The organism is Jejuibacter sp. L23 (genome assembly GCF_050815825.1).
GTDB lineage: Bacteria > Pseudomonadota > Gammaproteobacteria > Enterobacterales > Enterobacteriaceae > Jejubacter > Jejubacter calystegiae.
In genome coordinates this window covers 3,983,104-4,007,131 of sequence record NZ_CP138199.1, presented here as the reverse complement: position 1 = coordinate 4,007,131, position 24,028 = coordinate 3,983,104, and the positions used below count along the sequence as shown (strand labels likewise).

Annotated in this window: 30 protein-coding genes; 27 read left to right on the top strand and 3 right to left on the bottom strand. The window is 55.0% G+C overall.

What is annotated here, in order from left to right:
• Positions 1 to 38: 38 nt before the first annotated feature.
• Positions 39 to 776 carry a tRNA(1)(Val) (adenine(37)-N(6))-methyltransferase TrmN gene (gene trmN / locus SCU88_RS19185; protein WP_175342053.1) on the top strand — a complete coding sequence of 246 codons (738 nt, stop codon included), beginning with the start codon at positions 39 to 41 and terminating at the stop codon, positions 774 to 776.
• Here trmN and nadB read toward each other — a convergent pair.
• Positions 769 to 2,379, bottom strand: a complete 1,611-nt coding sequence (gene nadB, locus SCU88_RS19180; RefSeq protein ID WP_138098958.1) for an L-aspartate oxidase — start codon at positions 2,377 to 2,379, stop codon at positions 769 to 771. The genes trmN and nadB overlap by 8 nt on opposite strands.
• 294 nt (positions 2,380 to 2,673) lie before the next feature.
• Here nadB and rseD point away from each other — a divergent pair, with 294 nt between their 5' ends.
• The 12 genes from rseD (at position 2,674) to acpS (ending at position 12,105) form a co-directional block, all read left to right on the top strand.
• A complete protein-coding gene (rseD, locus tag SCU88_RS19175) occupies positions 2,674 to 2,778 on the top strand; it encodes a rpoE leader peptide RseD (protein WP_138098957.1) in 105 nt (34 codons plus the stop codon).
• A complete protein-coding gene (gene rpoE, locus SCU88_RS19170; protein ID WP_138098956.1) occupies positions 2,775 to 3,350 on the top strand; it encodes an RNA polymerase sigma factor RpoE in 576 nt (191 codons plus the stop codon). Before rseD ends, rpoE begins: the two co-directional genes overlap by 4 nt.
• A 31-nt stretch (positions 3,351 to 3,381) precedes the next feature.
• Positions 3,382 to 4,044, top strand: a complete 663-nt coding sequence (gene rseA, locus SCU88_RS19165; protein ID WP_138098955.1) for an anti-sigma-E factor RseA — start codon at positions 3,382 to 3,384, stop codon at positions 4,042 to 4,044.
• Positions 4,044 to 4,994 carry a sigma-E factor regulatory protein RseB gene (gene rseB / locus SCU88_RS19160; RefSeq protein ID WP_175342054.1) on the top strand — a complete coding sequence of 317 codons (951 nt, stop codon included), beginning with the start codon at positions 4,044 to 4,046 and terminating at the stop codon, positions 4,992 to 4,994. The genes rseA and rseB overlap by 1 nt, the downstream gene beginning before the upstream one ends.
• Positions 4,991 to 5,470 (top strand): SoxR-reducing system protein RseC, encoded by a 480-nt coding sequence (gene rseC, locus SCU88_RS19155; RefSeq protein ID WP_138098953.1) that lies wholly within the window; start codon positions 4,991 to 4,993, stop codon positions 5,468 to 5,470. The genes rseB and rseC overlap by 4 nt, the downstream gene beginning before the upstream one ends.
• A 186-nt stretch (positions 5,471 to 5,656) precedes the next feature.
• Entirely contained in the window at positions 5,657 to 7,456 is a 1,800-nt protein-coding gene (gene lepA / locus SCU88_RS19150; RefSeq protein ID WP_138098952.1) for a translation elongation factor 4, read from the top strand.
• A gap of 18 nt (positions 7,457 to 7,474) precedes the next feature.
• Complete coding sequence (gene lepB, locus SCU88_RS19145) at positions 7,475 to 8,434, top strand: signal peptidase I (RefSeq protein ID WP_175342055.1); 960 nt, start codon at positions 7,475 to 7,477, stop codon at positions 8,432 to 8,434.
• 157 nt (positions 8,435 to 8,591) lie between these two features.
• Complete coding sequence (rnc, locus tag SCU88_RS19140; protein ID WP_138098950.1) at positions 8,592 to 9,272, top strand: ribonuclease III; 681 nt, start codon at positions 8,592 to 8,594, stop codon at positions 9,270 to 9,272.
• On the top strand, positions 9,269 to 10,171 hold the full coding sequence (era, locus tag SCU88_RS19135) for a GTPase Era (protein ID WP_175342056.1): 903 nt from the start codon (positions 9,269 to 9,271) through the stop codon (positions 10,169 to 10,171). Before rnc ends, era begins: the two co-directional genes overlap by 4 nt.
• 11 nt (positions 10,172 to 10,182) lie before the next feature.
• A complete protein-coding gene (gene recO, locus SCU88_RS19130) occupies positions 10,183 to 10,908 on the top strand; it encodes a DNA repair protein RecO (RefSeq protein WP_175342057.1) in 726 nt (241 codons plus the stop codon).
• Positions 10,909 to 10,993: 85 nt separating this feature from the next.
• On the top strand, positions 10,994 to 11,725 hold the full coding sequence (gene pdxJ, locus SCU88_RS19125) for a pyridoxine 5'-phosphate synthase (protein ID WP_175342058.1): 732 nt from the start codon (positions 10,994 to 10,996) through the stop codon (positions 11,723 to 11,725).
• Complete coding sequence (gene acpS, locus SCU88_RS19120; protein WP_138098946.1) at positions 11,725 to 12,105, top strand: holo-ACP synthase; 381 nt, start codon at positions 11,725 to 11,727, stop codon at positions 12,103 to 12,105. The genes pdxJ and acpS overlap by 1 nt, the downstream gene beginning before the upstream one ends.
• A 126-nt stretch (positions 12,106 to 12,231) precedes the next feature.
• On the opposite strand, the gene SCU88_RS19115 is transcribed toward acpS, so the two are convergent.
• Together SCU88_RS19115 and SCU88_RS19110 are read right to left on the bottom strand one after the other, a co-directional pair.
• Positions 12,232 to 12,501, bottom strand: a complete 270-nt coding sequence (locus SCU88_RS19115; protein ID WP_138098945.1) for a YfhL family 4Fe-4S dicluster ferredoxin — start codon at positions 12,499 to 12,501, stop codon at positions 12,232 to 12,234.
• 96 nt (positions 12,502 to 12,597) lie between these two features.
• Positions 12,598 to 13,272 carry a S24 family peptidase gene (locus tag SCU88_RS19110; RefSeq protein WP_138098944.1) on the bottom strand — a complete coding sequence of 225 codons (675 nt, stop codon included), beginning with the start codon at positions 13,270 to 13,272 and terminating at the stop codon, positions 12,598 to 12,600.
• A gap of 188 nt (positions 13,273 to 13,460) precedes the next feature.
• On the opposite strand from SCU88_RS19110, the gene SCU88_RS19105 reads away from it, so the two are divergent.
• The 14 genes from SCU88_RS19105 (at position 13,461) to SCU88_RS19040 (ending at position 24,026) form a co-directional block, all read left to right on the top strand.
• Complete coding sequence (locus tag SCU88_RS19105; RefSeq protein ID WP_175342059.1) at positions 13,461 to 13,889, top strand: antiterminator Q family protein; 429 nt, start codon at positions 13,461 to 13,463, stop codon at positions 13,887 to 13,889.
• A gap of 629 nt (positions 13,890 to 14,518) precedes the next feature.
• Positions 14,519 to 14,974, top strand: a complete 456-nt coding sequence (locus SCU88_RS19100; protein WP_138098942.1) for a lysozyme — start codon at positions 14,519 to 14,521, stop codon at positions 14,972 to 14,974.
• A 14-nt stretch (positions 14,975 to 14,988) separates the two neighbouring features.
• Positions 14,989 to 15,762, top strand: coding sequence for an alpha/beta hydrolase (locus tag SCU88_RS19095; protein WP_138098941.1), 774 nt, complete (start codon positions 14,989 to 14,991; stop codon positions 15,760 to 15,762).
• A 107-nt stretch (positions 15,763 to 15,869) separates the two neighbouring features.
• Positions 15,870 to 17,363, top strand: a complete 1,494-nt coding sequence (locus SCU88_RS19090) for a family 20 glycosylhydrolase (protein ID WP_175342060.1) — start codon at positions 15,870 to 15,872, stop codon at positions 17,361 to 17,363.
• Between the two features lie 274 nt (positions 17,364 to 17,637).
• Positions 17,638 to 17,934 carry a phage holin, lambda family gene (locus SCU88_RS19085; protein ID WP_138098939.1) on the top strand — a complete coding sequence of 99 codons (297 nt, stop codon included), beginning with the start codon at positions 17,638 to 17,640 and terminating at the stop codon, positions 17,932 to 17,934.
• Complete coding sequence (locus SCU88_RS19080) at positions 17,934 to 18,437, top strand: DUF2514 family protein (protein WP_175342061.1); 504 nt, start codon at positions 17,934 to 17,936, stop codon at positions 18,435 to 18,437. Before SCU88_RS19085 ends, SCU88_RS19080 begins: the two co-directional genes overlap by 1 nt.
• Positions 18,438 to 18,660: 223 nt before the next feature.
• A complete protein-coding gene (locus SCU88_RS19075) occupies positions 18,661 to 19,203 on the top strand; it encodes a phage neck terminator protein (protein ID WP_175342062.1) in 543 nt (180 codons plus the stop codon).
• Between the two features lie 3 nt (positions 19,204 to 19,206).
• Positions 19,207 to 20,352, top strand: a complete 1,146-nt coding sequence (locus SCU88_RS19070; protein ID WP_175342063.1) for a DUF3383 family protein — start codon at positions 19,207 to 19,209, stop codon at positions 20,350 to 20,352.
• Positions 20,353 to 20,362: 10 nt separating this feature from the next.
• On the top strand, positions 20,363 to 20,803 hold the full coding sequence (locus tag SCU88_RS19065) for a phage structural protein (protein WP_175342064.1): 441 nt from the start codon (positions 20,363 to 20,365) through the stop codon (positions 20,801 to 20,803).
• Between the two features lie 3 nt (positions 20,804 to 20,806).
• Positions 20,807 to 21,217: a phage tail assembly chaperone gene (locus SCU88_RS19060; protein ID WP_175342065.1), complete on the top strand. Its 411-nt coding sequence runs from the start codon at positions 20,807 to 20,809 to the stop codon at positions 21,215 to 21,217.
• 68 nt (positions 21,218 to 21,285) lie between these two features.
• Positions 21,286 to 21,402 (top strand): DUF6889 family protein, encoded by a 117-nt coding sequence (locus SCU88_RS19055; protein WP_431810042.1) that lies wholly within the window; start codon positions 21,286 to 21,288, stop codon positions 21,400 to 21,402.
• Complete coding sequence (locus tag SCU88_RS19050) at positions 21,395 to 23,092, top strand: hypothetical protein (protein ID WP_175342066.1); 1,698 nt, start codon at positions 21,395 to 21,397, stop codon at positions 23,090 to 23,092. Before SCU88_RS19055 ends, SCU88_RS19050 begins: the two co-directional genes overlap by 8 nt.
• The gene (locus SCU88_RS19045; protein WP_175342067.1) at positions 23,092 to 23,724 is read left to right on the top strand and encodes a phage baseplate protein; all 633 of its coding nucleotides are present in this window, start codon (positions 23,092 to 23,094) and stop codon (positions 23,722 to 23,724) included. Before SCU88_RS19050 ends, SCU88_RS19045 begins: the two co-directional genes overlap by 1 nt.
• A complete protein-coding gene (locus tag SCU88_RS19040; protein WP_175342068.1) occupies positions 23,724 to 24,026 on the top strand; it encodes a phage baseplate plug family protein in 303 nt (100 codons plus the stop codon). The genes SCU88_RS19045 and SCU88_RS19040 overlap by 1 nt, the downstream gene beginning before the upstream one ends.
• Positions 24,027 to 24,028 lie beyond the last annotated feature (2 nt).

Sequence of the window (24,028 nt, the reverse complement as noted above, 5' to 3'; positions counted from 1 at the left end):
CACCTATGCTACTGCGGTCTTTCCTCCAGGTGGTGAAAATGTCTCAACATAAAACGGTGCTCCCAAAAAATGGATTTACCTTCAAACAATTTTTCGTCGCTCACGATCGCTGTGCAATGAAAGTGGGGACGGACGGTATTCTTCTGGGGGCCTGGGCGCCGGTGGCCGGAGCCGACAGTATTCTGGATATCGGTACCGGCAGCGGCCTGCTGGCTCTGATGCTGGCCCAGCGTACCGGGCCGGAGGTAACGATTGATGCCGTAGAGCTGGATCCCGATGCCGCGAGCCAGGCGACGGAGAATGTCGTGGCGTCGCCATGGCGTGACAGAATTCAGGTGTATCAGGACGATATCCGGACCTGGACCTGTCAACAGACCCGGCGCTATTCGCTGATCGTCAGCAATCCGCCTTATTATCCCCAGGGCGTGGCCTGCGCCAGCGAGGCCCGGGAGCGGGCGCGCTATACCGGCGAACTGGATCACCAGACGCTGCTGGCCTGCGCCGCTCAGTTGATTACCGAAGAGGGCTTTTTCTGCGTAGTATTACCGGAATCGTTGGGGGAGCGCTTTACCGCCATTGCGAAAGAGCAGGGCTGGCACTGCCGTTTCCGTACCGATGTGGCGGAAAATGAGATGCGGCTGCCGCACCGGGTGCTACTGGGATTCTCCCCCAAAGCGGGGGAGTGCTTTAGCGAGCGTATCGTTATTCGCGATGCCCACCACAATTACTCAGAAGCCTGGTGCGGACTGACCCAGGATTTTTATCTGTTTATGTAGCCGACGGCACGAGCAGCGTTGGGCCGGATTCCGCCAGTGGCTGAGGGTAGTCGAGCGTATAGTGCAGCCCGCGGCTCTCTTTACGCGCCAGCGCGCAGCGCACCATCAGTTCCGCCACCTGGGTAAGATTACGCAGCTCCAGGAGATCGCCGGAGACCCGAAAGTGGGCGTAATATTCGTCGATCTCCTGCTGTAACATCCGGATACGGCGCAGGGCGCGCTCCAGCCGTTTGGTAGTGCGCACAATCCCTACGTAGTCCCACATGCACAGTCGCAGCTCGTGCCAGTTATGCTGAATCACCACCTGTTCATCGGCATCAATGACCTGGCTTTCATCCCAGGCGGGTAGCCTGGCAAGTTGGGCACGCTGCGGTAGCTGACGCTCAATATCCTGTGCTGCAGACCAGCCATAGACCAGACACTCCAGCAGGGAATTCGACGCCATGCGATTGGCGCCATGCAGGCCGGTGTAGCTGACCTCGCCGATAGCCCACAGCCCGTCGACATCGGTCCGTCCATGGGTATCTACCATCACGCCGCCGCAGGTATAGTGCGCTGCGGGCACTACCGGTACCGGGTCACGGGTCAGGTCGATGCCCAGCTCGTTGAGTTTTTCCGCAATGGTCGGGAAGTGCTGACGTACAAATTCTGCCGGTTTATGGCTGATATCCAGATGCATGCAGTCCACGCCTAAGCGCTTCATTTCATGGTCAATGGCCCGGGCCACGATATCGCGCGGCGCCAGCTCGGCACGAGGATCCACCTCTGGCATAAAGCGGCTGCCGTCTGGCCGGGTGAGCCAGGCGCCTTCACCGCGCAGCGCCTCCGTCAGCAGGAAATTGCGGGCCAGCGGATGGTAGAGCGCGGTGGGGTGAAATTGATTAAATTCGAGATTCGCCACCCGGCAGCCTGCGCGCCAGGCCATTGCGATACCGTCGCCGGAGGCAACATCCGGGTTGGTGGTGTACTGATAAACTTTGGCCGCGCCGCCAGTGGCTAAAACCACGCCTCTGGCCCGGCAGGTTTCCACCCGATCGGCCTGCTGATTCCAGACCCAGGCGCCAATCGCCCGGCGTGAGCCTGCGATGCCGCACTTATCGGACAGGATAATATCTACGGCATGATAATGTTCGAGGATCTCAATTCCGGGATGGGCAAGCGCTTTGCCAACCAGGGTATTTTCCACCTCTTTACCCGTAGCGTCCGCCGCATGCAGGATCCGCCGGTGGCTGTGGCCCCCTTCGCGGGTCAGGTGGTAGCCCGGCTCGCCGTTAGGGCGCGGCTCTGTATCGAAGGCCACGCCGTTGTCGATAAGCCACTGCACGCACTCTCTGGCATGGCTGGCCACGAAGCGTACCGCATCGGGATCGCAGATACCGGCACCGGCGATAAGCGTATCCTCTACGTGGGCGTCAATGCTGTCGTCTTCATCAAACACGGCAGCGATTCCACCCTGGGCATAAAAGGTTGAGCCTTCATTAACGGGGCCCTTACTCAGTACGATCACCCGGGAATGTTCCGCCAGGCGTAAGGCAAGGCTAAGACCGGCGGCACCGCTGCCGATAATCAGTACGTCACAGGAGAGGTCATTGGCGTGGTTCATGATGGTTTGTTTAATTTACTAAACAGAATAATCCCGAGAATAGCACTGGAAGTCGAAGCTGCCCACGGTTTTTTTCCTGGAAGTTATGTAGAATAAACACTGCATTGTCTGACGCTTTCTGAGAAAGGCATCCCAGGATTTAAGGATGAAAAAAGGTGGTGCATGCGATACTCTGCTGGGGTTTGTTTAACGCGGGTTCATTTTGGTGCGTTACGCTTAACATCGCGAAATGAGAACGATTGATAACCCTGATTCGCGAAAACCACAGAACTACAATGGTATAAAGGGAACTAATTGGATAACCGGCACTCTAATCCTCTGCTTGCTCACGGTGCAGAGTTCGGGTGGAATTTCGATTATGCGTGGGAATTTAGTTTGAGGAGACATTACCTCGGATGAGCGAGCAGCTAACGGATCAGGTCCTGGTCGGGAGAGCGCAGAAAAACGATCAGCAGGCGTTTAACCTGCTGGTGGTACGCTATCAGCATAAAGTGGCGAATCTGGTTTCCCGTTACGTCCCGTCGGGGGATGTGCCGGACGTGGTGCAGGAGTCATTCGTCAAGGCATGGCGAGCCCTGGATTCTTTCCGGGGCGATAGTGCGTTTTATACGTGGCTTTACCGCATTGCGGTAAACACGGCTAAGAATTACCTGGTGGCTCAGGGGCGGCGCCCGCCTTCCAGCGATGTAGACGCTAACGAGGCGGAAAACTTCGAAAGTGGCGGTGCGCTGAAAGAAATTTCGAACCCTGAGAACTTAATGTTGTCTGAAGAGCTACGGCAGATAGTTTTTCGTACTATCGAGTCACTCCCGGAAGATTTACGCATGGCTATCACGCTACGGGAGTTGGATGGACTGAGCTACGAGGAGATAGCCGCCATCATGGATTGCCCTGTTGGGACAGTGCGTTCCCGAATATTCAGGGCGAGGGAAGCTATTGATAACAAAGTCCAACCGCTTATCAGGCGCTAACGATAGCGGATACTGAAAAAGGTATTTAGGCATGCAGAAAGAACAACTTTCCGCTTTGATGGATGGGGAGACGCTGGACAGCGAGCTGCTGAACAACATCTCCGGCGATGAAAGACTGCAAGAAACCTGGCAGAGCTACCACTTGATCCGCGATACCATGCGCGGTGATACCAGCAAAGATATCCTCAACATCGATATTTCTGCTGGCGTGATGGCTGCCATTGCCAATGAACCTGTTCGCCGCGCTGCTCCCGCCATTGAAGAGTCACAGCCTGCGCCGCATCAGTGGCAGAAAATGCCGTTCTGGAAAAAGATGCGTCCCTGGGCGTCCCATATCACGCAGATCGGCGTGGCTGCTTGTGTGTCGCTGGCAGTGATCGTCGGTGTTCAACAATATAACTCGCCTGAAGCCAGTGGCGATGGTCAACCTGAATCTCCGGCGTTCAATACGCTGCCGATGATGGGCAAGGCCAGCCCGGTCAGCCTTGGCGTTCCTTCCGGGAACGAGGTCAGCAATCAGGGCGGCCAGCAACAGCAGCTCCAGGAGCAGCGTCGTCGTATTAACGCCATGCTGCAGGACTATGAACTGCAACGTCGTTTACACGCCGAGCAGCTCCACTTTGATCAGTCGCAGAACCAGCAGGCAGCCTTGCAGGTTCCCGGTAATCAATCATTAGGAAGCCAGTCCCAGTAATGAAGCAACTTTGGTGTGCTCTTTCTCTGGTCGCTGGCTGTCTGTTCTACTCCAACGCCTCGGCGGATACATCGTCCGGGGCGTTGTTGCAGCAGATGAACCTTGCGAGCCAGTCTCTTGACTATGAGCTCTCGTTTATCAGTATCAACGCCCAGGGCGTAGAGTCGTTACGCTATCGCCATGCCCGCCTGAATAACAAACCGCTTGCACAATTGCTGCAACTGGATGGCCCGCGTCGGGAGGTGCTGCAACGCGGCGACGAGATCAGCTATTTTGAACCGGGGCTGGAGCCCTTTACCCTGACCGGGGACTATATCGTTGATTCGCTCCCTTCAATCGCCTACAGCGATTTCCGCAAACTGGCGGCGTATTACGATTTTATCTCCGTTGGTAAAACCCGTATTGCCGATCGCCTGTGCGAGGTGATTCGCGTCGTGGCGCGCGACGGTACCCGCTATAGCTACATTGTCTGGCTTGATTCGGAAACTAAACTGCCGATGCGCGTCGATCTGCTCGACAGAGATGGAGAAACCCTGGAGCAGTTCCGGGTGATCTCCATGACCGTGAACGACCAGGTCGGACAGGGGATGACGGAGCTGGCGCAGGCGAACCTGCCGCCGCTGCTTTCGATACCGGACAGCAAGAAATCGACCTTTAACTGGGCCCCCTCCTGGCTGCCTCAGGGCTTCCGCCAGGTTTCCAGCAGCCATCGCCCTTTGCCGGGCGCTGGCATGTCGGTAGAATCGCGTCTTTATTCGGATGGACTGTTCAGCTTTTCGGTGAATGTCAGCCGCGGTTCGGGCAATAACGGCGATCAGGTACTGCGCACCGGGCGTCGTACGGTGAGTACTGAGCTGCGCAACGGGATGGAGATCACCGTGGTGGGTGAACTGCCGCCCCAGACCGCAAAGCGGGTCCTGGACAACGTAAAGCTGGATAATGCGCAATGATTAAAGAGTGGGCGACAGTGGTGTCATGGCAGAACGGTGAAGCACTGGTGAGCTGCGATGTGAAATCCTCCTGCAGCAGCTGCGCTTCCCGTGCCGGTTGTGGCAGCCGGGTGCTGAATAAGCTGGGTCCTCAGACGGAGCATACCATTGCCGTTCCCAGCAGCGAGCCGCTGGCCGTCGGGCAAAAGGTGGAACTGGGGATCGCGGAAAGCAGCCTGCTCGGTTCCGCCGTGCTGGTCTATATGACACCATTGGCTGGGCTATTCCTGATGGCGGCGCTGTTTCAGGGGCTGTTTAGTACCGATCTGGCCGCGGTGTGCGGCGCCCTGTTGGGCGGCGTGGGCGGTTTTCTGATCGCGCGCGGTCTGTCGCCACGCCTTAGCCGCCGCCAGACGTGGCAGCCGGTGATCCTGAGCGTAGGACTGGCTCCGGATGCGCTACGCGTTGATACTTCTCCTGCCGCAGAACAAAAATAGCCGCCGCTCTTCTTTTATATCCCTCCCTTATACTCAGGGTGTCCAGCCGGAGATGCTGTTTCCCCGCTTTCTGGTTGTAGTGTAGAATGCGGCATTTCCGGCAGAATGATACTGTAGGCACCCTGGCCCAGAATAGCGCGAAGCGCGGCGCCCCCGAGGCATAAGTAAGGCATAAAATCTCCAAATATGAAGAATATACGCAACTTTTCGATCATCGCACATATTGACCACGGCAAGTCGACGCTGTCTGACCGTATCATCCAGATCTGCGGTGGTCTTACCGACCGTGAAATGGCGGCTCAGGTGCTCGACTCCATGGAGCTGGAGCGTGAGCGCGGCATTACCATCAAAGCGCAGAGCGTGACGCTCGACTATAAAGCCCCAGACGGCGAAACCTACCAGCTTAACTTTATCGATACCCCGGGCCACGTAGACTTCTCATATGAAGTTTCCCGCTCGCTGGCTGCCTGTGAAGGGGCGCTGCTGGTGGTGGATGCCGGGCAGGGGGTAGAAGCCCAGACCCTGGCGAACTGCTACACCGCCATCGAGATGGATCTGGAAGTAGTGCCGGTTCTGAACAAAATCGACCTGCCTGCCGCCGATCCTGAGCGAGTCGCTGAAGAGATTGAAGACATTGTCGGTATCGACGCCAGCGACGCGGTGCGCTGCTCGGCCAAAACCGGCGTGGGCGTTCCGGAAGTGCTGGAGCGTCTGGTGCGCGATATTCCGCCGCCGGAAGGCGACCCGGAAGCGCCGTTACAGGCATTGATCATCGACTCCTGGTTCGATAACTACCTGGGCGTGGTCTCGCTGGTGCGTGTGAAAAACGGCACCCTGCGCAAGGGCGACAAGATTAAGGTGATGAGCACAGGCCAGGTGTATAACGCCGACCGGCTGGGTATCTTCACTCCGAAACGCGTCGATCGCACTGAACTGAAGTGCGGCGAGGTGGGTTGGTTGGTCTGCGCCATTAAAGATATTCTCGGCGCCCCGGTGGGGGATACCCTGACCGGCGCGCGCGCCCCGGCGGATAAAGCTTTGCCGGGCTTTAAGAAGGTGAAGCCTCAGGTCTACGCCGGTCTGTTCCCGGTTAGCTCTGACGATTACGAAGCCTTCCGTGATGCCCTGGGCAAACTGAGTCTGAACGATGCATCCCTGTTCTATGAACCAGAAAGTTCTACTGCGCTGGGCTTTGGTTTCCGCTGCGGTTTCCTCGGTCTGTTGCATATGGAGATCATCCAGGAGCGTCTTGAGCGCGAATATGACCTGGATCTGATCACCACCGCGCCGACGGTCGTGTATGAGGTGGAGACCACCGGGGGCGAAACGCTTTACGTCGACAGCCCCTCCAAGCTGCCGGCCATCAACAATATTGAGGAGCTGCGCGAGCCTATCGCGGAGTGCCACATGTTGATGCCGAAGGATTATCTGGGCAACGTAATCACGCTCTGTATCGAGAAGCGCGGCGTGCAGACCAATATGGTCTACCACGGCAACCAGGTGGCGCTGACCTATGAAATCCCGATGGCGGAAGTGGTGCTCGACTTCTTCGACCGCCTGAAGTCCACCTCCCGCGGTTATGCCTCGCTGGACTATAACTTCAAGCGCTTCCAGGCGTCCGATATGGTGCGTGTCGATGTGCTGATTAACGGCGAGCGTGTCGATGCGCTGGCGATGATCACCCACCGCGATAACGCGCCGTACCGCGGCCGCGATCTGGTGGAAAAGATGAAAGAGCTGATTCCGCGCCAGCAGTTCGATATCGCGATTCAGGCTGCCATCGGCAACCATATTATTGCCCGTTCAACGGTAAAACAGCTGCGTAAAAACGTACTGGCGAAGTGTTACGGCGGCGACGTCAGCCGTAAGAAAAAACTGCTGCAGAAGCAGAAAGAAGGTAAGAAGCGCATGAAGCAGGTCGGTAACGTTGAACTGCCGCAGGAAGCGTTCCTCGCCATTCTGCACGTGGGCAAAGACGGCAAATAAACCTTTAAAGGAGTTGGCATGGCGAATATGTTTGCCCTGATCCTCGTGGTCGCCACGTTAATCACGGGATTATTATGGTGCCTGGACAAATTTGTCTTCGCACCAAAGCGTCGGGCACAGCAGGAAGCGGCGCAGGCTGCGGTCACTGAGCCGCTGGATAAAAAATCGCTAAAAAAGGTGGGGGCTAAGCCAGACTGGCTGGAAACCGGGGCGTCTATCTTCCCGGTGCTGGCGGTGGTGCTGGTGGTGCGCTCGTTTATTTATGAGCCGTTCCAGATTCCGTCCGGCTCGATGATGCCGACATTGCTGGTGGGCGATTTTATCCTGGTCGAGAAATTCTCTTACGGCATTAAGGATCCGCTGTTCCAGAAGACGCTGATCGAGACCGGCCATCCCAAACGCGGCGATATCGTGGTGTTTAAATATCCCCGTAACCCGTCAGTGGACTATATCAAGCGCGTGGTGGGCCTGCCGGGCGATCGCGTCAGCTACGATCCGCTGGCGAAAGAGGTGAGCGTTGCGCCAAACTGCAGTTCTGGTCAGGCCTGCGACAGGCAGGTGCCGATTGTTTATAGCGGCATTGAACCTGCTGACTTTATGCAGACCTTTGGCCAGCGCAGCAGCGGCTTCTGGCCGGTGCCGAAAGATGAAACCAAAGAGGGGGCTACCCGTCTTCTGGAGCGTCAGGAGTCACTGGGTGAGATTGCGCACCGTATCCTGATGGTGCCTATCGCCCAGGATCAGCCTGGCGCATACTATCGTCAGTCCGGCCAGAGCGCGGGGACCTGGATCGTTCCGCCGGGACAGTACTTCATGATGGGTGACAACCGTGATAACAGCGAAGACAGCCGTTACTGGGGTTTCGTTCCCGAGAAGAATCTGGTGGGTAAAGCCGTCGCTATCTGGATGAGCTTTGAAAAACAGCAGGGCGAATGGCCAACCGGTGTCCGTTTAAGCCGTATTGGCGGAATTCATTAAAATCAAATAACGACATCCCCAGTCGTTACGTATAGAATATTTCCCCGGATTTTCAGGTGCGGCCCCCGAAAGGGGGCCGCGGCACACCAAAACGTTCTGTTTCCTTCAGCGCGGTTTGGTGTGCTGAATTGTTGACGCATCCATAAACTGGTATCACATGAACCCCATCGTAATAAACAGGCTCCAGCGTAAACTGGGCTACACTTTTCAACATTATGAGCTGTTGCAGCAGGCGCTGACCCACCGTAGTGCCAGCAGCAAGCATAATGAACGTCTGGAGTTTCTGGGTGACTCCATTCTGAGTTTCGTTATCGCCAATGCGCTGTATCATCGTTTTCCGCGCGTTGACGAAGGTGATATGAGCCGTATGCGCGCCACTCTGGTGCGCGGTAACACGCTGGCCGAGATCGCCCGGGAATTCGAACTGGGCGAGTGTCTGCGCCTGGGGCCGGGTGAGCTGAAGAGCGGCGGTTTCCGCCGTGAATCGATCCTGGCGGATACCGTGGAAGCGCTGATTGGCGGCGTGTTCCTGGATAGCGATATTCAGACCGTAGAGCGGCTGATCCTCGAGTGGTACCGTCAACGCCTTGACGAGATTAGCCCGGGGGATAAGCAGAAAGATCCCAAGACGCGGCTGCAGGAGTTCCTGCAGGGGCGCCATCTGCCGCTGCCCACCTACCTGGTGGTTCAGGTGCGCGGTGAAGCGCACGACCAGGAATTTACCATCCATTGTCAGGTGAGTGGCCTGAGCGAGCCGGTTGTCGGAACCGGCTCCAGCCGCCGCAAAGCGGAGCAGGCAGCCGCTGAGCAGGCGCTGAAGAAGCTGGAGCTTGAATGAGCGAAAAAAGTTATTGTGGGTTTGTCGCCATCGTCGGTCGACCCAATGTGGGAAAATCGACGCTGCTGAATAAGCTGCTGGGGCAGAAAATCTCCATCACTTCACGCAAGGCGCAGACCACCCGTCACCGTATTGTCGGCATCCATACGGAAGGGGAGTATCAGGCGATCTACGTTGATACCCCGGGCCTGCATATGGAAGAGAAGCGTGCTATCAACCGGCTGATGAACCGCGCCGCCAGTAGCTCCATCGGTGATGTTGAACTGGTGATCTTCGTGGTGGAGGGCACCCGCTGGACCGCAGATGACGAAATGGTGCTGAATAAGCTGCGCGACGGCAAGGCACCGGTGATCCTGGCGGTCAATAAGGTGGATAACGTTGCCGAGAAATCAGAGCTTCTGCCGCACCTGCAGTTCCTGGGCAGCCAGATGAACTTCCTGGATATCGTGCCTGTCTCGGCAGAGACCGGCATGAACGTGGATACCATCGCCGGCATCGTGCGTAAACATCTGCCGGAAGCGATTCACCACTTCCCGGAAGATTACATCACCGACCGTTCCCAGCGTTTTATGGCTTCGGAGATTATCCGCGAGAAGCTGATGCGCTTCCTGGGGGCCGAACTGCCATATTCGGTGACCGTGGAGATCGAACGCTTCATCACCAATGAGCGCGGCGGCTACGATATCAACGGCCTGATCCTGGTGGAACGCGAAGGGCAGAAGAAGATGGTGATCGGCAATAAAGGCAGCAAGATCAAAACTATCGGTATCGAAGCCCGTAAAGATATGGAAGAGATGTTCGAAGCCAAAGTGCACCTTGAACTTTGGGTGAAGGTGAAATCCGGCTGGGCCGATGACGAGCGCGCGTTGCGCAGTCTCGGTTATATCGACGATCTCTGAGGCAAATCGCGATGGAAGGCTGGCAGCGGGCTTTCGTTTTGCACAGTCGCCCCTGGAGCGAAACCAGCCTGATGCTCGATCTCTTCTCTGAAGAGTCCGGGCGGGTAAAGGCCATCGCCAAAGGCGCCCGCTCCCGCCGTTCCAATCTGAAAGGGGCGCTTCAGCCCTTTACCCCACTGTTGGTCCGCTGGGGCGGCCGTGGGGATGTCAAAACCCTGCGCAGCGCTGAAGCGGTCTCCCTGGCGCTGCCGCTCTCCGGAATTCATCTCTACAGCGCGCTCTACGTCAATGAGCTGGTCTCCCGCGTGCTGGAGCAGGAGACGCGTTTCTCCGGACTTTTCTTCGACTACCTTAACTGTATACAGACTCTGGCGGCGGGTAGCGGTTCACCGGAGCCAGCGCTGCGCCGCTTCGAGCTGGCGCTGCTTGGCCACCTGGGCTATGGCGTGGATTTTATGCACTGTGCGGGCAGTGGTGAAGAGGTCAGCGATACCATGACCTACCGCTATCGCGAAGAGAAAGGCTTTATCGCCAGCCTGGTTATCGACAACAGCAGCTTTACTGGCCGGGATCTGCGGGCGCTGGCGACCCGGGAATTTCCTGACCTTGACAGCCTCAGGGCCGCCAAACGCTTTACCCGCATCGCGCTGAAGCCCTATCTGGGCGGGCGCCCGCTCAAGAGTCGTGAGCTGTTCCGCCAGTTTGTGCCGAAAAAGCGCACTCCGGCGGCGCAGTAGCCCGCGGCGATATCGCGGTGTAAACTGCTGATACTGAAAATCGATTTTACGCCTGTCCCGTCAGGCGACTACGTAAGGCAAGTTCATGGCTGAATTACTGTTAGGGGTCAATATCGACCATATCGCCACGCTGCGTAACGCACGTGGTACCTGCTATCCGGATCCGGTTCAGGCGGCGTTTATCGCTGAGCAGGCGGGGGCGGATGGGATCACCGTACATCTGCGTGAAGATCGTCGCCACATCACCGACCGTGACGTGCGTCTGCTGCGCCAGACCCTTCAAACCCGTATGAATCTGGAGATGGCGGTCACCGATGAAATGGTGGCTATCGCCTGTGAACTGCGTCCCCACTTCTGCTGTCTGGTGCCGGAAAAGCGTCAGGAGGTGACCACCGAAGGCGGTCTGGACGTTGCCGGTCAGGCGGAAAAAGTGGGTGCGGCCTGCAAGCGTCTGGCGGATGCCGGTATTCAGGTTTCCCTGTTTATCGACCCCGAAGAGCAGCAGATTGATGCGGCCGTTGTGGCGGGCGCCCCTTACATTGAAATCCACACCGGCGCTTATGCCGATGCGCCGGATGACGCTGCCCGGGAACGGGAGCTGGCGCGTATCGCTCAGGCCGCGCGCTACGCGGCGCACAAGGGCATCAGGGTCAACGCCGGTCACGGTCTGACCTATCACAACGTGAAGCCCATTGCGGCGCTGCCGGAAATGCACGAGCTGAATATCGGTCATTCGATAATCGGGCGGGCGGTCATGAGCGGCCTGAACGAAGCGGTGGCTGAAATGAAACGCCTGATGCTGGAAGCACGCGGCTAATGGCGGTGCTGGGGCTTGGTACCGATATCGTCGAAATCGCGCGTATCGAGGCGGTGATCGAGCGTTCCGGCGAACGTCTGGCGAGAAGGGTGCTCAGCGATGGCGAGTGGGCGCAGTATCAGGCCCATCAGCAGCCGGTGCGCTATCTTGCCAAACGCTTCGCGGTAAAAGAGGCAGCGGCCAAGGCGTTCGGTACCGGCATCCGCAACGGTCTGGCTTTTGCCCAGTTCGAAGTCTTTAACGATGAGATGGGCAAACCGCAGCTGCGCTTTCACGGCGCGGCCCAGGCGCTGGCTATTCAGATGGGCGTGACGGCGGTGCACGTTTCGCTGGCGGATGAGCGGCGTTATGCCTGTGCGACGGTGATTATCGAAAACTAATACCCGTCATTCTTCGAGCTGCAGGTGTGTTGGCTGCGCTCAGCTATTCGGCCCATCCATGGGCCTCGCCCCTTCGGGGCTGTGCTGAAGCACGTTCATATAGATATGTCCTGCAACTCGAATTATTTAAGGTATAGATATTTTATCTGCATGATGGAGCAGCACAAACTTATCCCAAAGCTGCTCCTCATCTTCGACGTGCGCCGGATCTTTCACAATGGTATTGGGGATCGGACACACCTTCTGGCAGGTCGGCGTCTCATAATGGCCGATGCACTCGGTACAGCGATCGCTGTTGATCTCGTAAATACTCTCCCCCATGGAAATCGCTTCGTTCGGGCACTCCGGCTCGCACATATCGCAGTTGATGCATTTTTTCGTGATAAGCAGCGCCATGGGGCAGACTCTCTACGGCTGAAACGGGCGGCTATTATACGCCGCCGGGCGCTGAAAACCAGCGCCGGGAAAGGGATTTTATGCGTTAATGCATTGTTACGGCATCCACAGCGTGGATTTGGCAATACCGGCCACGTACTGGATCTTCGCCACGTCGATGCTGGCCAGACGGATCGGCGCATGATCCTCATTGACCGGCAGCAGGTGATAGTAGCCGTCACGCTCGAACAGGAAGGTTTTTACCATCACTTCGCCGCCGTGGGTCACCACCAGCACCTCATCGCCCGGATGATAGCTGTGATTGGGCTCGATAATCACGAACTCTCCCTCTTTAATACGCGGCATCATCGAATCCCCAACGCATTTCAGGGCATAGACATCGTCGTCGCTGGAAGGCCAGCGCAGATAGCCATCGCCGCTGCCGACCGGATACTCCATATCGCTCCAGTAACCGCCGTGACCCAGTTGGGTATTGCCCAGTACCGGTACGCCGCGGGAGTGGAACTGCCAGGCCTGGTGAGCCAGTGAGTCGCTGTGAGGGCCTTCCTGTTGCAGGTCGCGCTCGATAAGATCGATGGGCGATACCTGAAAGAAGGCGGCGATATTGCTAAGCGTGGTGTATTTCGGGTCCCGTACCTCGCCGGTCAGCATCCGGTGCAGCGTGGACTGCTGCATTCTGAGCTGGCGCGCCAGTTCGCTGACGCTGGCAACCCCAGACTTATCCATCAGATATTTAATGTTTTTTTGCAGAATATCTGCGGCCTGTCCCATCTCCTTCTCCCGCCTCCTGAAAATGCTTTAATGCATAATTGCATAGAATATTGCGATCTTCAAGGGAACCATGGTAGACAGATTATGCGTTTTCGTATAATCTTCGCATTGTGGCTATACGAAATCGGATTTTACGTGGTGTAGTAACGCAACGTAGGGGCAGAGTTTTCTGACGTGGAGGAGGCATAATGCGCAATATTCAGCAGGTACTTGAACGTTGGGGGGGCTGGGCTGCCAGGGATAACAGCGGGCTGGACTGGTCGCCGGTAGCGGCTGGCTTTAAGGGACTGGTGGCAACCCGGCGCTCTAACCGTCCCAACTGTAGTGATGATGATGGTCTGGCCATCGATGCCTGTATCTCAAGGCTGCGCCAGACCCGCCAGAGCGGAGAGTTCGATCTCCTGATGGCGCACTATGTTTACGGCGTTCCCAAACGAACGCTGGCAAAAATGCTTAAACAGGATGAAAAAACGGTACGGGTACAGATGCAGGTGGCGGAAGGGTTTATTGATGGCTGCCTGAGTATGTCGGATATTCGACTCGAAATGGATCCCGAAGTGGAATTCCAGCGAGTGATTCCCGAAATGAATGCCCGGCGGATGAGAATGCTGGCATAAAAGTGAATTAAATAAAGATTACTTCTCTGGATTGAATTATTCAGACTGATGACTATCGTCAAAATAAATATTGATGAGGCGCCATGCTGGGCGCCTTTTCTTTTTATAAAAAGAAAAAATAATATCTTGTGCGGCCCGCAAATTGAGTGCTAGCCTGATAAAAATAAAAAAGTATTGTTCAGGGTGACTGTAGTGGTGTTTTTCGAAAACCAAAAAATAAATTGCATTAAGGGGTTGCGCGGCCCGCAAAGTTGCTGCTAGCCTGATAAAAATCGCGAAATACATATTACGGCGCCTTAATTAAGGCGCTTTTTTATTTTGCGATAAAGTATCAAATAAGGACTTGTGCGGCCCGCAAAACCGGTGCTAGCCTGATAAAAATCGTGAAATACGTATTCAGGCACCTTAATTAAGGTGCCTTTTTGTTTTTCAGGAAAATGATAAAATAAGAGCTTGCGCGGCCCGCAAAACAGATGCTAGTCTGATAAAAATCGCAGAGTAATAAACAAAAACGCTGCATTTTTTATTATGCTGTAAATATAAAGGCTACCTTCGGGTGGCCTTTTTTATTTGCGCATTAATGACTCCCGCTGTTTTAGGTCGCAGGCCAATAAAGTCAGGAGTGATTAATGAATATCAGTGATAAAGGGCTGGCGCTGATTAAGCGTTTTGAAGGATGCAGCCTGAAAGCGTACCCGGACCCCGCCACTGGCGGGGCGCCATGGACCATTGGTTATGGATGGACTCGCCCCGTGGATGGCGTTGCGGTACATCCGGAGATGGTCATCACTAAACAGAAAGCGGAACAGCTGCTGCGTTGCGGCATCGTCAGCTACGAACAGGCCCTGAACCGGCTGATTCGGGTACGGCTGACTCAGAATCAGTTCGATGCTCTGGTCAGTCTGACCTGGAATATCGGCACTCGCGCTTTTTCCACCTCTACGCTGCTTCAGAAGCTGAACGGCGGTAATTACCAGGGCGCTGCGGATCAATTCCTGCGCTGGGTTCACGCTGATGGCAAGGTAATGCCAGGTCTGGAAAGACGGCGCAGAGCAGAGAAAACGCTGTTTTTAGCAGCACCATAAAGAGGAGTAACGGTATGATACTTGATACAAAAGACTTTGAGCATCATGGTCATCGCTATCGACTTTATATAGCCTATAAAGAACAGGTCACTGAACCAGAATTATTTCATCCACTTTATTTCCTCGACCCCAGTATGCAGTTCGATGTGATGATTCAGAATAACAATGAGTCTGATGGCGCTGCAATATTATATGTCGGGATAGGTTATCCGGAAGGTGTGGATGTTCAGGCGGCACGAACCCGCGATTATACGATTCCGGCGGAAGGTGCTGAATATGAAGGTGGCGGTGGGGCTGAAGCGTTCTACGATTTTATCGCCACGCAGGTTAAACCCTGGGTTGAGTCTGCTTATGCAATAGATACCGGTAAACAGACACTGGCCGGGCATTCATATGGTGGACATTTTGTTCTGTATACCTTGTTTAACCACGGTAACGCATTCCAGAATTATGTCTCTGCCAGTCCTTCGATATGGTGGGGCGATGGCATTCTCGTTCCGGAGGGGGATTTGGTTCTTGATAAAGATATTAATCTTCTGAGCCTGATTATTGGGGAGTATGAAGAAAAAGTTCACCCTGAAAACGGTGAGTCGGACAGGGAACGGATAGAGCGAATTAATGCGGATCCTCGCCTGCGGACCCGTAACCTGGCAATGAGGCTAATCGGCAACGAACAGCGATGCAGTTTCAGTTTTCTACCCGGCCGCCGTCATGGAGGTGTTCCTAAGGATTACGCGAAGATCGCGAATATTATTGCTGGTCAACAGCCCCAGGCCGACGGGCTGTAGCTGTTGTTGAAATCTGGCGTGTAATTCTGTTTGCCCGATATAGAACAAGAGAAAGGAACTATTCCTTTTTAATATTCATTAGAAATGTAATGATGAATGGAGGCTGTATGCCTGACGTTAAATTTCCTGAAAATTCAATTATTCCCTCAATTAAAGAATATTCGACTGTAGCAGATGCTTCGTTATCGTTAAATAAATTAACAACTATCTATATATCTAATGAAAACCAGATTCCCGATCTGGAGAGTAAGCTTGCTGTATTTATTGAGGAGTTCAAGTTACTCACCGGTAAGGCGTTGACATTGACTTATGATAAACCTGTTGAGCAAGCTGGTTGTATTATCGTCGAGATTAATTCTGAAAATGCATCAGGGTATTTTGATGAGCATTATATTGATGTGATGCCTGATGAACTACGAATCGCTTCACCCACTGTTTCTGGCATTTTTTTCGCAACACGAACTGTCTTACAATTTGCTCAGCGTACCGGCACTATCCCTGTGGGAAATATTCATGATTATTCGTTGGTGAAGGAGAGGGGGCTGCTGCTGGATGTTGCCAGAAAGTATTTTCCAGTTGCATGGGTTAAAAAACTGATTGAGCATATGGCTGCACTGAAGCTGAACGTTTTGCAGCTACATCTTTCCGATAATGAAGGGTTCAGACTTGAAACTTCTGTCGATAAAGATAAGTATGGTGTGGACTTCGAAACGCCATCCGTACTTACAAAAAATGATATTCTGGAAATTATTCAATATGCAAAGGAACGATGCATCAGTGTTATTCCTGAGTTTGACAGCCCGGGACATATGGCAAACATTATCGGTAAGCTTCAGGAGCATGATGCCGATAAATATAATGACATTTCCTCCGGTATTTTAACGAAAAACAATCTTAATATTAAAAGTGCTCTGGCGAAGCAGATAGTTTCTGACATTATAAATGAATGGGCGGATGCTTTTGAAGGCTGCCCGGATTTTCACCTGGGTGGAGATGAATTTTATGTTTCTTTATTGCCTTTGATTTTCGGTATAACTCATGATGATGCGGTGACATATCTGAATGAACTATCTGATCAGGTTATCAGGAAGGGAATGAAACCACGTGTCTGGAATGATGAAATATTCAGGGATGGCTGGAGTGTTGAACCGAACAAAAATGGCGTTATCTGTTACTGGTCGGCAACTATCGGATTTGCTATTAACGGACAGGTTATCCACCTGGATCACTATGCACCTGTGACGGATTTTATTTCCCGCGGATATCAGGTTGTTAATGCCAACCAGAATTATCTGTATTATTCTCATGGTAATTATCAACCTAAGCCACAGGAAATTTATACAGAATGGACGCCTCTTGTCTTTGCCGGTAAGAATGAAGGGATTGATGCACAGCAAGTTATTGATGACCTGAGTCAGGTTGTCGGAGCATTATATTGCGTCTGGTGCGATGGAGGCGACTCCCTGGAAGAAGATATCATTTATCAGGATATCAAACTAGCTATTCGCTCAATGTCTGAAAAAAGCTGGGCCAGCGATACGGCTAATGATTATTCCCTGTTTACTGCATTATCTGACGACTGGGAGCCGATCCATCTTTAAATTATATACTTGCCATACTTCAAACCGCATCTTTGTTGGCTGCCTTTGCTCACTCTGGTCACATAGCCGGACTATGTGATCGGGGATTCGCTCAGTTGCCGCCGCGATGCAACTTGAATTAATTAGAGTATAGATTTTGGTCGGTCTGAAAATAATTCTCCAGCGAGAAAAGGTATTCATCATTCTGGAATAGCGTTTGCTACTGATTTTAGTTTCAGGTCCGAATAGGACTGAATAACGTCATTATTAATGCAGCAGTTGAGTTGAGTACACCATGAAGTGGATAGACAGTTTTCTTCCATCGCTGTATGCCGCGCTGGCGGCGGGCAGTATCTCTGCGCTGATGAGCATCTACGACGGCAAGTCGGTAGTGAAAACCGTTACCGGCGCGCTGTCATGCGGGATTCTGACCCTGGCGATAGCCGGCTCGCTGGAGCTGTTTGGCTTGCCCGGTAATTCGGTCACCTTTGTTGGGGCCACTATCGGTTTTGTTGGCGCTGAAAAAGTACGCGATAAGGTGCTGGCGCTGTTTAATCGTCGCACCGATAACCGCCGGGGGCCGGGCGGCTGATGGCAGCTATTTTGACATCCTGGCGACTGGCGGGGGGCTGTCTGCTACTGGCCCTGCTATGCGGTGCCGGTTATCTGGCGGGTAAAAGTACGGCGGATAACCGATGGCAGGCGCGCTGGAGTCAGCGCGACGCCGCAGACGCCCGGGAAGCAGCCCGTCATCAGGCGCAGATTAGCGCGCTGGAGGCGCGTCGGCGTCGTGAAATTGAACAGGTCACCCAACATGCACAACAGCAACTTTCCGCGTTACAGGACGATGCCGCTGCTGCTCGCGCTGGCGCTGAGCGGCTGCGGCGCGAGCTCGAACGACTGCGCCAGTCGCGCACAACTGCCGCCGCTTCCGGAGGCGGCACGACAGCCGACGGTTCCGTGGTTCTGCTCACCGGGCTGCTCGCGGAATCTGTCGAGCGCAATCGACAGCTGGCAGCAGAGGCTGACCGGCGACGCGCAGCCGGCATGGCCTGCCAGCAGGCCTGGCAGGCCATGACTGACAGCCAACCGTAACCGCTTATCGCCACCAGGCAGGACACGATGGCAAACCCGTGCCGAACTTGTTCGGCCAGAAGCCCCTGAAAAATAAACAAGGAAAATCAATTCATTGATTTTCGACCGATATCCACAAAGGGGAAAAACCACGTTTTTTCCCCTTTGTCCTCAAACCAGGGCCCCGATGATTCGGGGCCTTTTTTATGGGGCACGCATCGGCGCAGGGCGCCGGGGAGGAGATGTGAGCAACAGCAGTAATACGCCGGGATGGCTGACGCCCCGGTCAGAAGAGCCCGAATACGATGCCGCGCTGGATGCGCTACTGGCCGACTGGATTGTCGGCGTAGCAGCGCTGGCGCCGGACGCGGTCATTGTCAGGCGGGAAGAGGAGGAGGCGGCACCCCAGGGGGATAACTGGTGCGAATACGCGGTAAGCGAAATCGCTCGCGCCACCAGCGCCGCCTTCTCCCGGCAGGGGGAAGAGCAAGTGACCCAGCAACGGGATGAAACCCTGACCTGCTCGCTCTCTTTTTTCGGCCCCAACGGCCAGAGCATCGGCACCCGATTTCTGGATGGCCTGCTGGTCAGCCAGAACCAGGACGAACTACGGGGGCTGGGTTTCGCCTTTGGCGGCCACGGCGCCCTGACCGGCAGTTCGCAGCAGATAAATAACCAATGGGTAAAGCGTTACGACGTGACGCTGCGCCTTTACCGGACGGTGGCCCGTGAGTACGGCGTTATGGCGCTGACCCAGGCTCCCGTCACTTTCTTTACAGGAGAATAGAGTATGTCACAGGGGTTACCTGTTTCTGATGTGGTGAATGTAGACATCATCATGGCGCCCGGTGCGGCATCGGGCCGTAACTTCGGCTCACTGCTGATTCTGGGCAGTTCGCCGATCATTCCGGTTACCGAGCGTATTCGTCTTTATGCATCGGCTGCCGATATCGGTGAAGATTTTGGCCTTGAAAGCCCGGAATATGTGGCGGCAACGGCATTTTTCTCCCAGTCTCCGCAGCCGCGAGAGGTTTATGTGGGGCGTTGGGCTAAAACGCCGGACGATGAAGAGAATGGTACTGCCGAAACGCTGCCGGAGGCTGTGAATGCCGTTCTGCAGTTTACCAACTGGTACGGAATTGGGATTGCCGACAGCGAAGCGGTCTCCGATGCGGACTATCTGGCCGTTGCGGCGGCGATCGAATCTGCTTCGCCCAGTCGTATTCTGGCGATCACCTCGGCAGATTCCACGATCCTCGACACGACCAACAGTACCGATCTGGCATCGAAACTGAAGGCGGCGGGTTTTGCTCGTACCTTCCTGCAGTATTCGTCCGGCAATCCGTATGCGGCTATCTCCGCATTTGGTCGTGCCTTTACGGTCGATTTTACCGGTAGCCAGACCACTATCACCCTGAAATTTAAACAAGAGCCGGGAGTTACTTATGAATCCCTGCGCAGCAATCAGGCTGCCGCAGTGGATGCCAAAAACGCGAACGTCTTTGTGCTCTATGCCAATGACACCGCCATTCTGCAGCAGGGCGTTATGGCCAACGGTGATTTCTTTGATGAACGCCATGGCCTGGACTGGCTGCAGAATTATGTCCAGACCAACCTTTACAACCTGCTCTACACCAGCACTACCAAGGTTCCTCAGACTGAAGCGGGTATTACGCGCCTGCTGAGTAATGTGGAACAGTCGATGGATCAGGCGGTCCGCAATGGCCTGGTGGCGCCGGGCATCTGGAACGGTGGCGATATCGGCGAACTTGGCGCAGGCGAAACTCTGACCCGCGGCTACTACGTTTACGCTCAGCCGCTAAGCCAGCAGGCACAGTCCGATCGTGAAGCCCGTAAAGCGCCGCTGATTCAGGTGGCCTGCAAGCTGGCGGGTGCCGTGCATTACGCCGATGTCGCTATCAACGTAGTACGTTAAGGAGAAACTAATGAGCACTTACTCTTTTATGGATGTGACCGCTTCCTTCGCGGGCCCGACTGGCATTATCGATCTCGGCGCGGGCTCTGGCCTGTCTGAAGAAGGCATCACCGTGGCCATGGCGGAAGAGAAGAACAGCATGAAAATCGGTGCGGATGGCGAAGTGATGCACTGCATGCGCGTCAGCAAGCATGGAACCGTCACCGTCAAGCTGCAACAGACTTCGCCTTCTAATAAGAAACTTTCTCTGGCCTATAACGCCCAGAGCCAGTCTTCGGCGACATGGGGTAATAACGTGATTGTTATCCGTAATAGCGCATCGGGCGACATCACTACCGCCCGCGGCGTGGCCTTTAAAAAGCTGCCCGACCATGCGAATGCCAAAGAGGGCGGCACGGTTTCCTGGGAATTTGAGTGCGCCAAAATCGATCAGGTGCTGGGGGAGTTCTGATAGATGGAAATCGCGATTAAAGCAGCTAATTACCGTATTGCCCGACTGAACGTCTTCGATCAACTGAAAGTGGCCCGTAAGCTCCTGCCGGTACTGGCGGGGATGCTCACCGACTTTCAGGCGTCCCGTCAGCAGGAGGAGGGCGCCATGGCGGCGCTGTTGCCGAAAATCGCCGACGCCATCAGCACCATGAGTGAAGAGGACTGCAATGCCATTATCCACCCCTGTCTGGGGGTGGTTTCCCGACAGCATATGCAGGCCTGGGTGCCGGTGTTCTCTCAGGGAGAACTGGCGTTTGACGATATCGATCTGATGACCATGCTGCAACTGGTGGCCCGGGTGGTGGCCGATTCGCTGGGAAATTTTTTGCAAGAACTCCCCGGCGCGGCGATGCCCGACCAGCCAGCGGCCTGATTCTCGACACGCTGCCGGGCGGGGAAGATTACATTCTGCGTCCGGCAGAGGTCTTTCATATTAGCTGGATGGATCTGAAAAACGGCGCGGTGGATCTCTGTGACATCGCGCTGATGAATGACTATCTGGCCATGAAAGGAGATAACCAGGCGCGCATTGCACGCTGGAGGGAACAACATGGCTGAAAACGAGGAGAAAACTCAGGATTCCGGTGACGCCACAGAGGCAGCCGGCACCCTGAAGAGCCTGTTTAAACAGCTCGAAAGTGGGTTGGGGAAAGTGGCGCTGTCGCTGGCAGAGACACCGCTGCGGCTTGCCGAATTTACTACGGAGGCTGCCCGGTCGCTGGATGCCGTCGAACAGAAAGCACGCGAAGCGAATGTTACGCTGATGCAGTGGCAGGCGCTGAATTACGCCGCAAAGCAGAGCGGTGGCGACCCACAGGCGCTGATTACGGCGTTTCATAGTCTGCAGGAGACGCTGACTCACTCACCGGCAAGTGTGGCTCAACTGTCGACTCTGGGGGTGAGCGTGTTGGACGGTCAGGGGAATCTGCGCGATGCCCTGACGATATTCCAGTCTTTTAGTGAACGGATGGCTTCGCTACCGCCTGAAAGTGCCGAAAAACTGGCCCGGCAGTTTGGGATCAATACAGAAGCCCATCAGGCTATAAGCCAGGGGATGGGAAGGCAGTTGGGGGATTATCGGGCCGTTTCTGGTGTTGCTATGGCAGGCGCATTGCCGTCAGCGCAGGGGGGTGAAGGTTATCTGAATGCGATGCAGCGTCTGGAACTGTTGCAGGACGGTATTGAGCAGCGCTTTACGGTGCAACTCACCAGTCAACTGAATGAGCCCATGAACCGAGCGGTGGAGCTGATTCTGCAAAAGGTGCCGATGATTTTACCGGTGGTGGATAAGCTGGCCGAAGCTGCCGGAACCCTGGCAACGCTGGTCGTAAACGCGATGGCGGATATCGTGGCATCCATTGAGCAAGTCATCGGTTGGTGGCAGGGGCTGGACGGAGAGGCCCGAAATCTGATCGCAACGCTGGGGGGCGCGGCGGCTGCGATGTGGTTGTTGAATATGGCGTTTCAGGCTTCGCCATTGGGACTGATCCTGGGGCTGGCGACGGCCATTATGCTGCTGTATCAGGATTTCCAGCTATGGAGATCCGGAGGCAACAGCCTGATCGACTGGGAAAGCTGGGCGCCAGGTATTGATTACGCGCTGAAGAGTGTTGCCAGCCTGAAACAGAGTTTTATGTCGTTGATGAATGGCGTTGTCACGCTGGGTAGCGGAATCAATCAGCTGTTTTTACGGTTTGATAAATTTCTGGGGATCGATGTGTCCGGGTTTAGCGCCAGGAAGGTGTTTGACTGGATTATCGAGGGCGTTCGACGTTCGGTTAATGAACTGGATGGTCTTATTAGAGCGATAAATCTTCTGATGGATGGAGACATCAGAGGATCGCTGAGGGTGCTGAGCGATACTTTTCGTCCCTCTGATGAGACTAAACGTCTGAGAGAGTTGTCGGCGGATGCGGCGGCGGATTCCCGGGCGTTAACCAGTGGGGGGCGTGATATTCGTCTGAGTGGAGCACAGGGACTTTCTCCGGCATTCCCTTTCCCGGCTCTGAACAGTGAGCATTATGCGCAACTGAATATGTCGCTGGGGCCGGAACCGGGGCGTGCGCCACTACCCGGGGAGATCCGTGAACCGTCCAGCCCGGCGGTGATAGCGCCGAATCTGCAGCAGGAGACCCATATCAATATCTATGGCGCGACGGATCCCAGAGCGACCGGGTTGGAGGTCGCGGATCGTCAGCAGGGGGTCAATACCTGGCTGGCAGAACAGTACCGAACGGGGGTAGCGTGATGGATATTCTCTCTACACTTCTGAATCAGCAAACGCGTAGTATCAGTCTGATACAGCCGGAAGGTGGACAGACCGGCCTGCTATTGCCCAGCGTGGTAATAAGTGAAAGCCATTCGGATACGCTTGAAATCACCGATCACCCGATTGAAGCTCCCACGACGGAGGGGTACGGCAGTGTTGCCGATCACGCCTGGCGTAAGCCCGGCTCGGTCACCATGAAAGTGGGGTTCGGCAGTAGTGGTTCGCTGCTTGACCTGTGGGACACCTCCGGCGTTGTCTCCATGCCGTGGCAAAGTCCAAAGCAGGTCTATGAAACGCTACAGGGTTTTCAGCGTGCCCGTAGCCTGCTGGAGGTCAACACGGGTAAGCGCCTGTATAAGAATATGCTGCTGAAGTCCCTGACGGTAACCACGGACAAGGATACCGAGAATGTACTGTCAGCGGATCTGATATTTCAGGAGGTGCTTATCTCCCGGGCGACCAAAACCATCGTGGAGGATAAGTCCCGAATGCGCGACAGGCAGAGTACCGCAGCGCAGCGCGATACCGGCAATAAGAGCGCGGTCCCGACAGGCAACAATGCACTGGTCACTCAGATCAGCGGTACGCGGGCAGAGAGGGGGTTTAGCTAATGCAATTAAGTGAAATTCCACTGACGCCGGATAATCAGAGCTTTAACCTGGTGGCTGGCAATGGCCGCTGGTGTTTGCAGTTACTGTGGCGTGACAGCGCCTGGTTTCTGGACCTGCTGGATGAGAGCGGTCATGAGGTGCTGACCGGAATGCCGCTGGTTAATGGCTATAACCTGCTGGGGCAGTATGAGTATCTGGATATCGGATTCGGGCTGCTGGTGGTGAGCGAAGACGATGGATTGGGGGCGCCGGGAATTGACGATCCTGGCGTGCGCAGCCGTCTCTATACCGTAACGGAGTAAAT

Bases quoted from the DNA above. Each gene is read 5' to 3' on its own strand.
- era (WP_175342056.1), top strand. From the start codon at position 9,269: ATGAGCGAAAAAAGTTATTGTGGGTTTGTCGCCATCGTCGGTCGACCC.
- pdxJ (WP_175342058.1), top strand. From the start codon at position 10,994: ATGGCTGAATTACTGTTAGGGGTCAATATCGACCATATCGCCACGCTG.
- SCU88_RS19090 (WP_175342060.1), top strand. From the start codon at position 15,870: ATGCCTGACGTTAAATTTCCTGAAAATTCAATTATTCCCTCAATTAAA.
- SCU88_RS19060 (WP_175342065.1), top strand. From the start codon at position 20,807: ATGGAAATCGCGATTAAAGCAGCTAATTACCGTATTGCCCGACTGAAC.
- SCU88_RS19050 (WP_175342066.1), top strand. From the start codon at position 21,395: ATGGCTGAAAACGAGGAGAAAACTCAGGATTCCGGTGACGCCACAGAG.
- SCU88_RS19100 (WP_138098942.1), top strand. From the start codon at position 14,519: ATGAATATCAGTGATAAAGGGCTGGCGCTGATTAAGCGTTTTGAAGGA.
- SCU88_RS19110 (WP_138098944.1), bottom strand. From the start codon at position 13,272: ATGGGACAGGCCGCAGATATTCTGCAAAAAAACATTAAATATCTGATG.
- SCU88_RS19115 (WP_138098945.1), bottom strand. From the start codon at position 12,501: ATGGCGCTGCTTATCACGAAAAAATGCATCAACTGCGATATGTGCGAG.
- lepA (WP_138098952.1), top strand. From the start codon at position 5,657: ATGAAGAATATACGCAACTTTTCGATCATCGCACATATTGACCACGGC.
- rseB (WP_175342054.1), top strand. From the start codon at position 4,044: ATGAAGCAACTTTGGTGTGCTCTTTCTCTGGTCGCTGGCTGTCTGTTC.
- SCU88_RS19055 (WP_431810042.1), top strand. From the start codon at position 21,286: ATGGATCTGAAAAACGGCGCGGTGGATCTCTGTGACATCGCGCTGATG.
- rnc (WP_138098950.1), top strand. From the start codon at position 8,592: ATGAACCCCATCGTAATAAACAGGCTCCAGCGTAAACTGGGCTACACT.
- rseA (WP_138098955.1), top strand. From the start codon at position 3,382: ATGCAGAAAGAACAACTTTCCGCTTTGATGGATGGGGAGACGCTGGAC.
- SCU88_RS19105 (WP_175342059.1), top strand. From the start codon at position 13,461: ATGCGCAATATTCAGCAGGTACTTGAACGTTGGGGGGGCTGGGCTGCC.
- rseC (WP_138098953.1), top strand. From the start codon at position 4,991: ATGATTAAAGAGTGGGCGACAGTGGTGTCATGGCAGAACGGTGAAGCA.
- SCU88_RS19040 (WP_175342068.1), top strand. From the start codon at position 23,724: ATGCAATTAAGTGAAATTCCACTGACGCCGGATAATCAGAGCTTTAAC.
- SCU88_RS19085 (WP_138098939.1), top strand. From the start codon at position 17,638: ATGAAGTGGATAGACAGTTTTCTTCCATCGCTGTATGCCGCGCTGGCG.
- trmN (WP_175342053.1), top strand. From the start codon at position 39: ATGTCTCAACATAAAACGGTGCTCCCAAAAAATGGATTTACCTTCAAA.
- SCU88_RS19045 (WP_175342067.1), top strand. From the start codon at position 23,092: ATGGATATTCTCTCTACACTTCTGAATCAGCAAACGCGTAGTATCAGT.
- lepB (WP_175342055.1), top strand. From the start codon at position 7,475: ATGGCGAATATGTTTGCCCTGATCCTCGTGGTCGCCACGTTAATCACG.
- acpS (WP_138098946.1), top strand. From the start codon at position 11,725: ATGGCGGTGCTGGGGCTTGGTACCGATATCGTCGAAATCGCGCGTATC.
- rpoE (WP_138098956.1), top strand. From the start codon at position 2,775: ATGAGCGAGCAGCTAACGGATCAGGTCCTGGTCGGGAGAGCGCAGAAA.
- SCU88_RS19070 (WP_175342063.1), top strand. From the start codon at position 19,207: ATGTCACAGGGGTTACCTGTTTCTGATGTGGTGAATGTAGACATCATC.
- SCU88_RS19065 (WP_175342064.1), top strand. From the start codon at position 20,363: ATGAGCACTTACTCTTTTATGGATGTGACCGCTTCCTTCGCGGGCCCG.
- nadB (WP_138098958.1), bottom strand. From the start codon at position 2,379: ATGAACCACGCCAATGACCTCTCCTGTGACGTACTGATTATCGGCAGC.
- recO (WP_175342057.1), top strand. From the start codon at position 10,183: ATGGAAGGCTGGCAGCGGGCTTTCGTTTTGCACAGTCGCCCCTGGAGC.
- SCU88_RS19080 (WP_175342061.1), top strand. From the start codon at position 17,934: ATGGCAGCTATTTTGACATCCTGGCGACTGGCGGGGGGCTGTCTGCTA.
- SCU88_RS19095 (WP_138098941.1), top strand. From the start codon at position 14,989: ATGATACTTGATACAAAAGACTTTGAGCATCATGGTCATCGCTATCGA.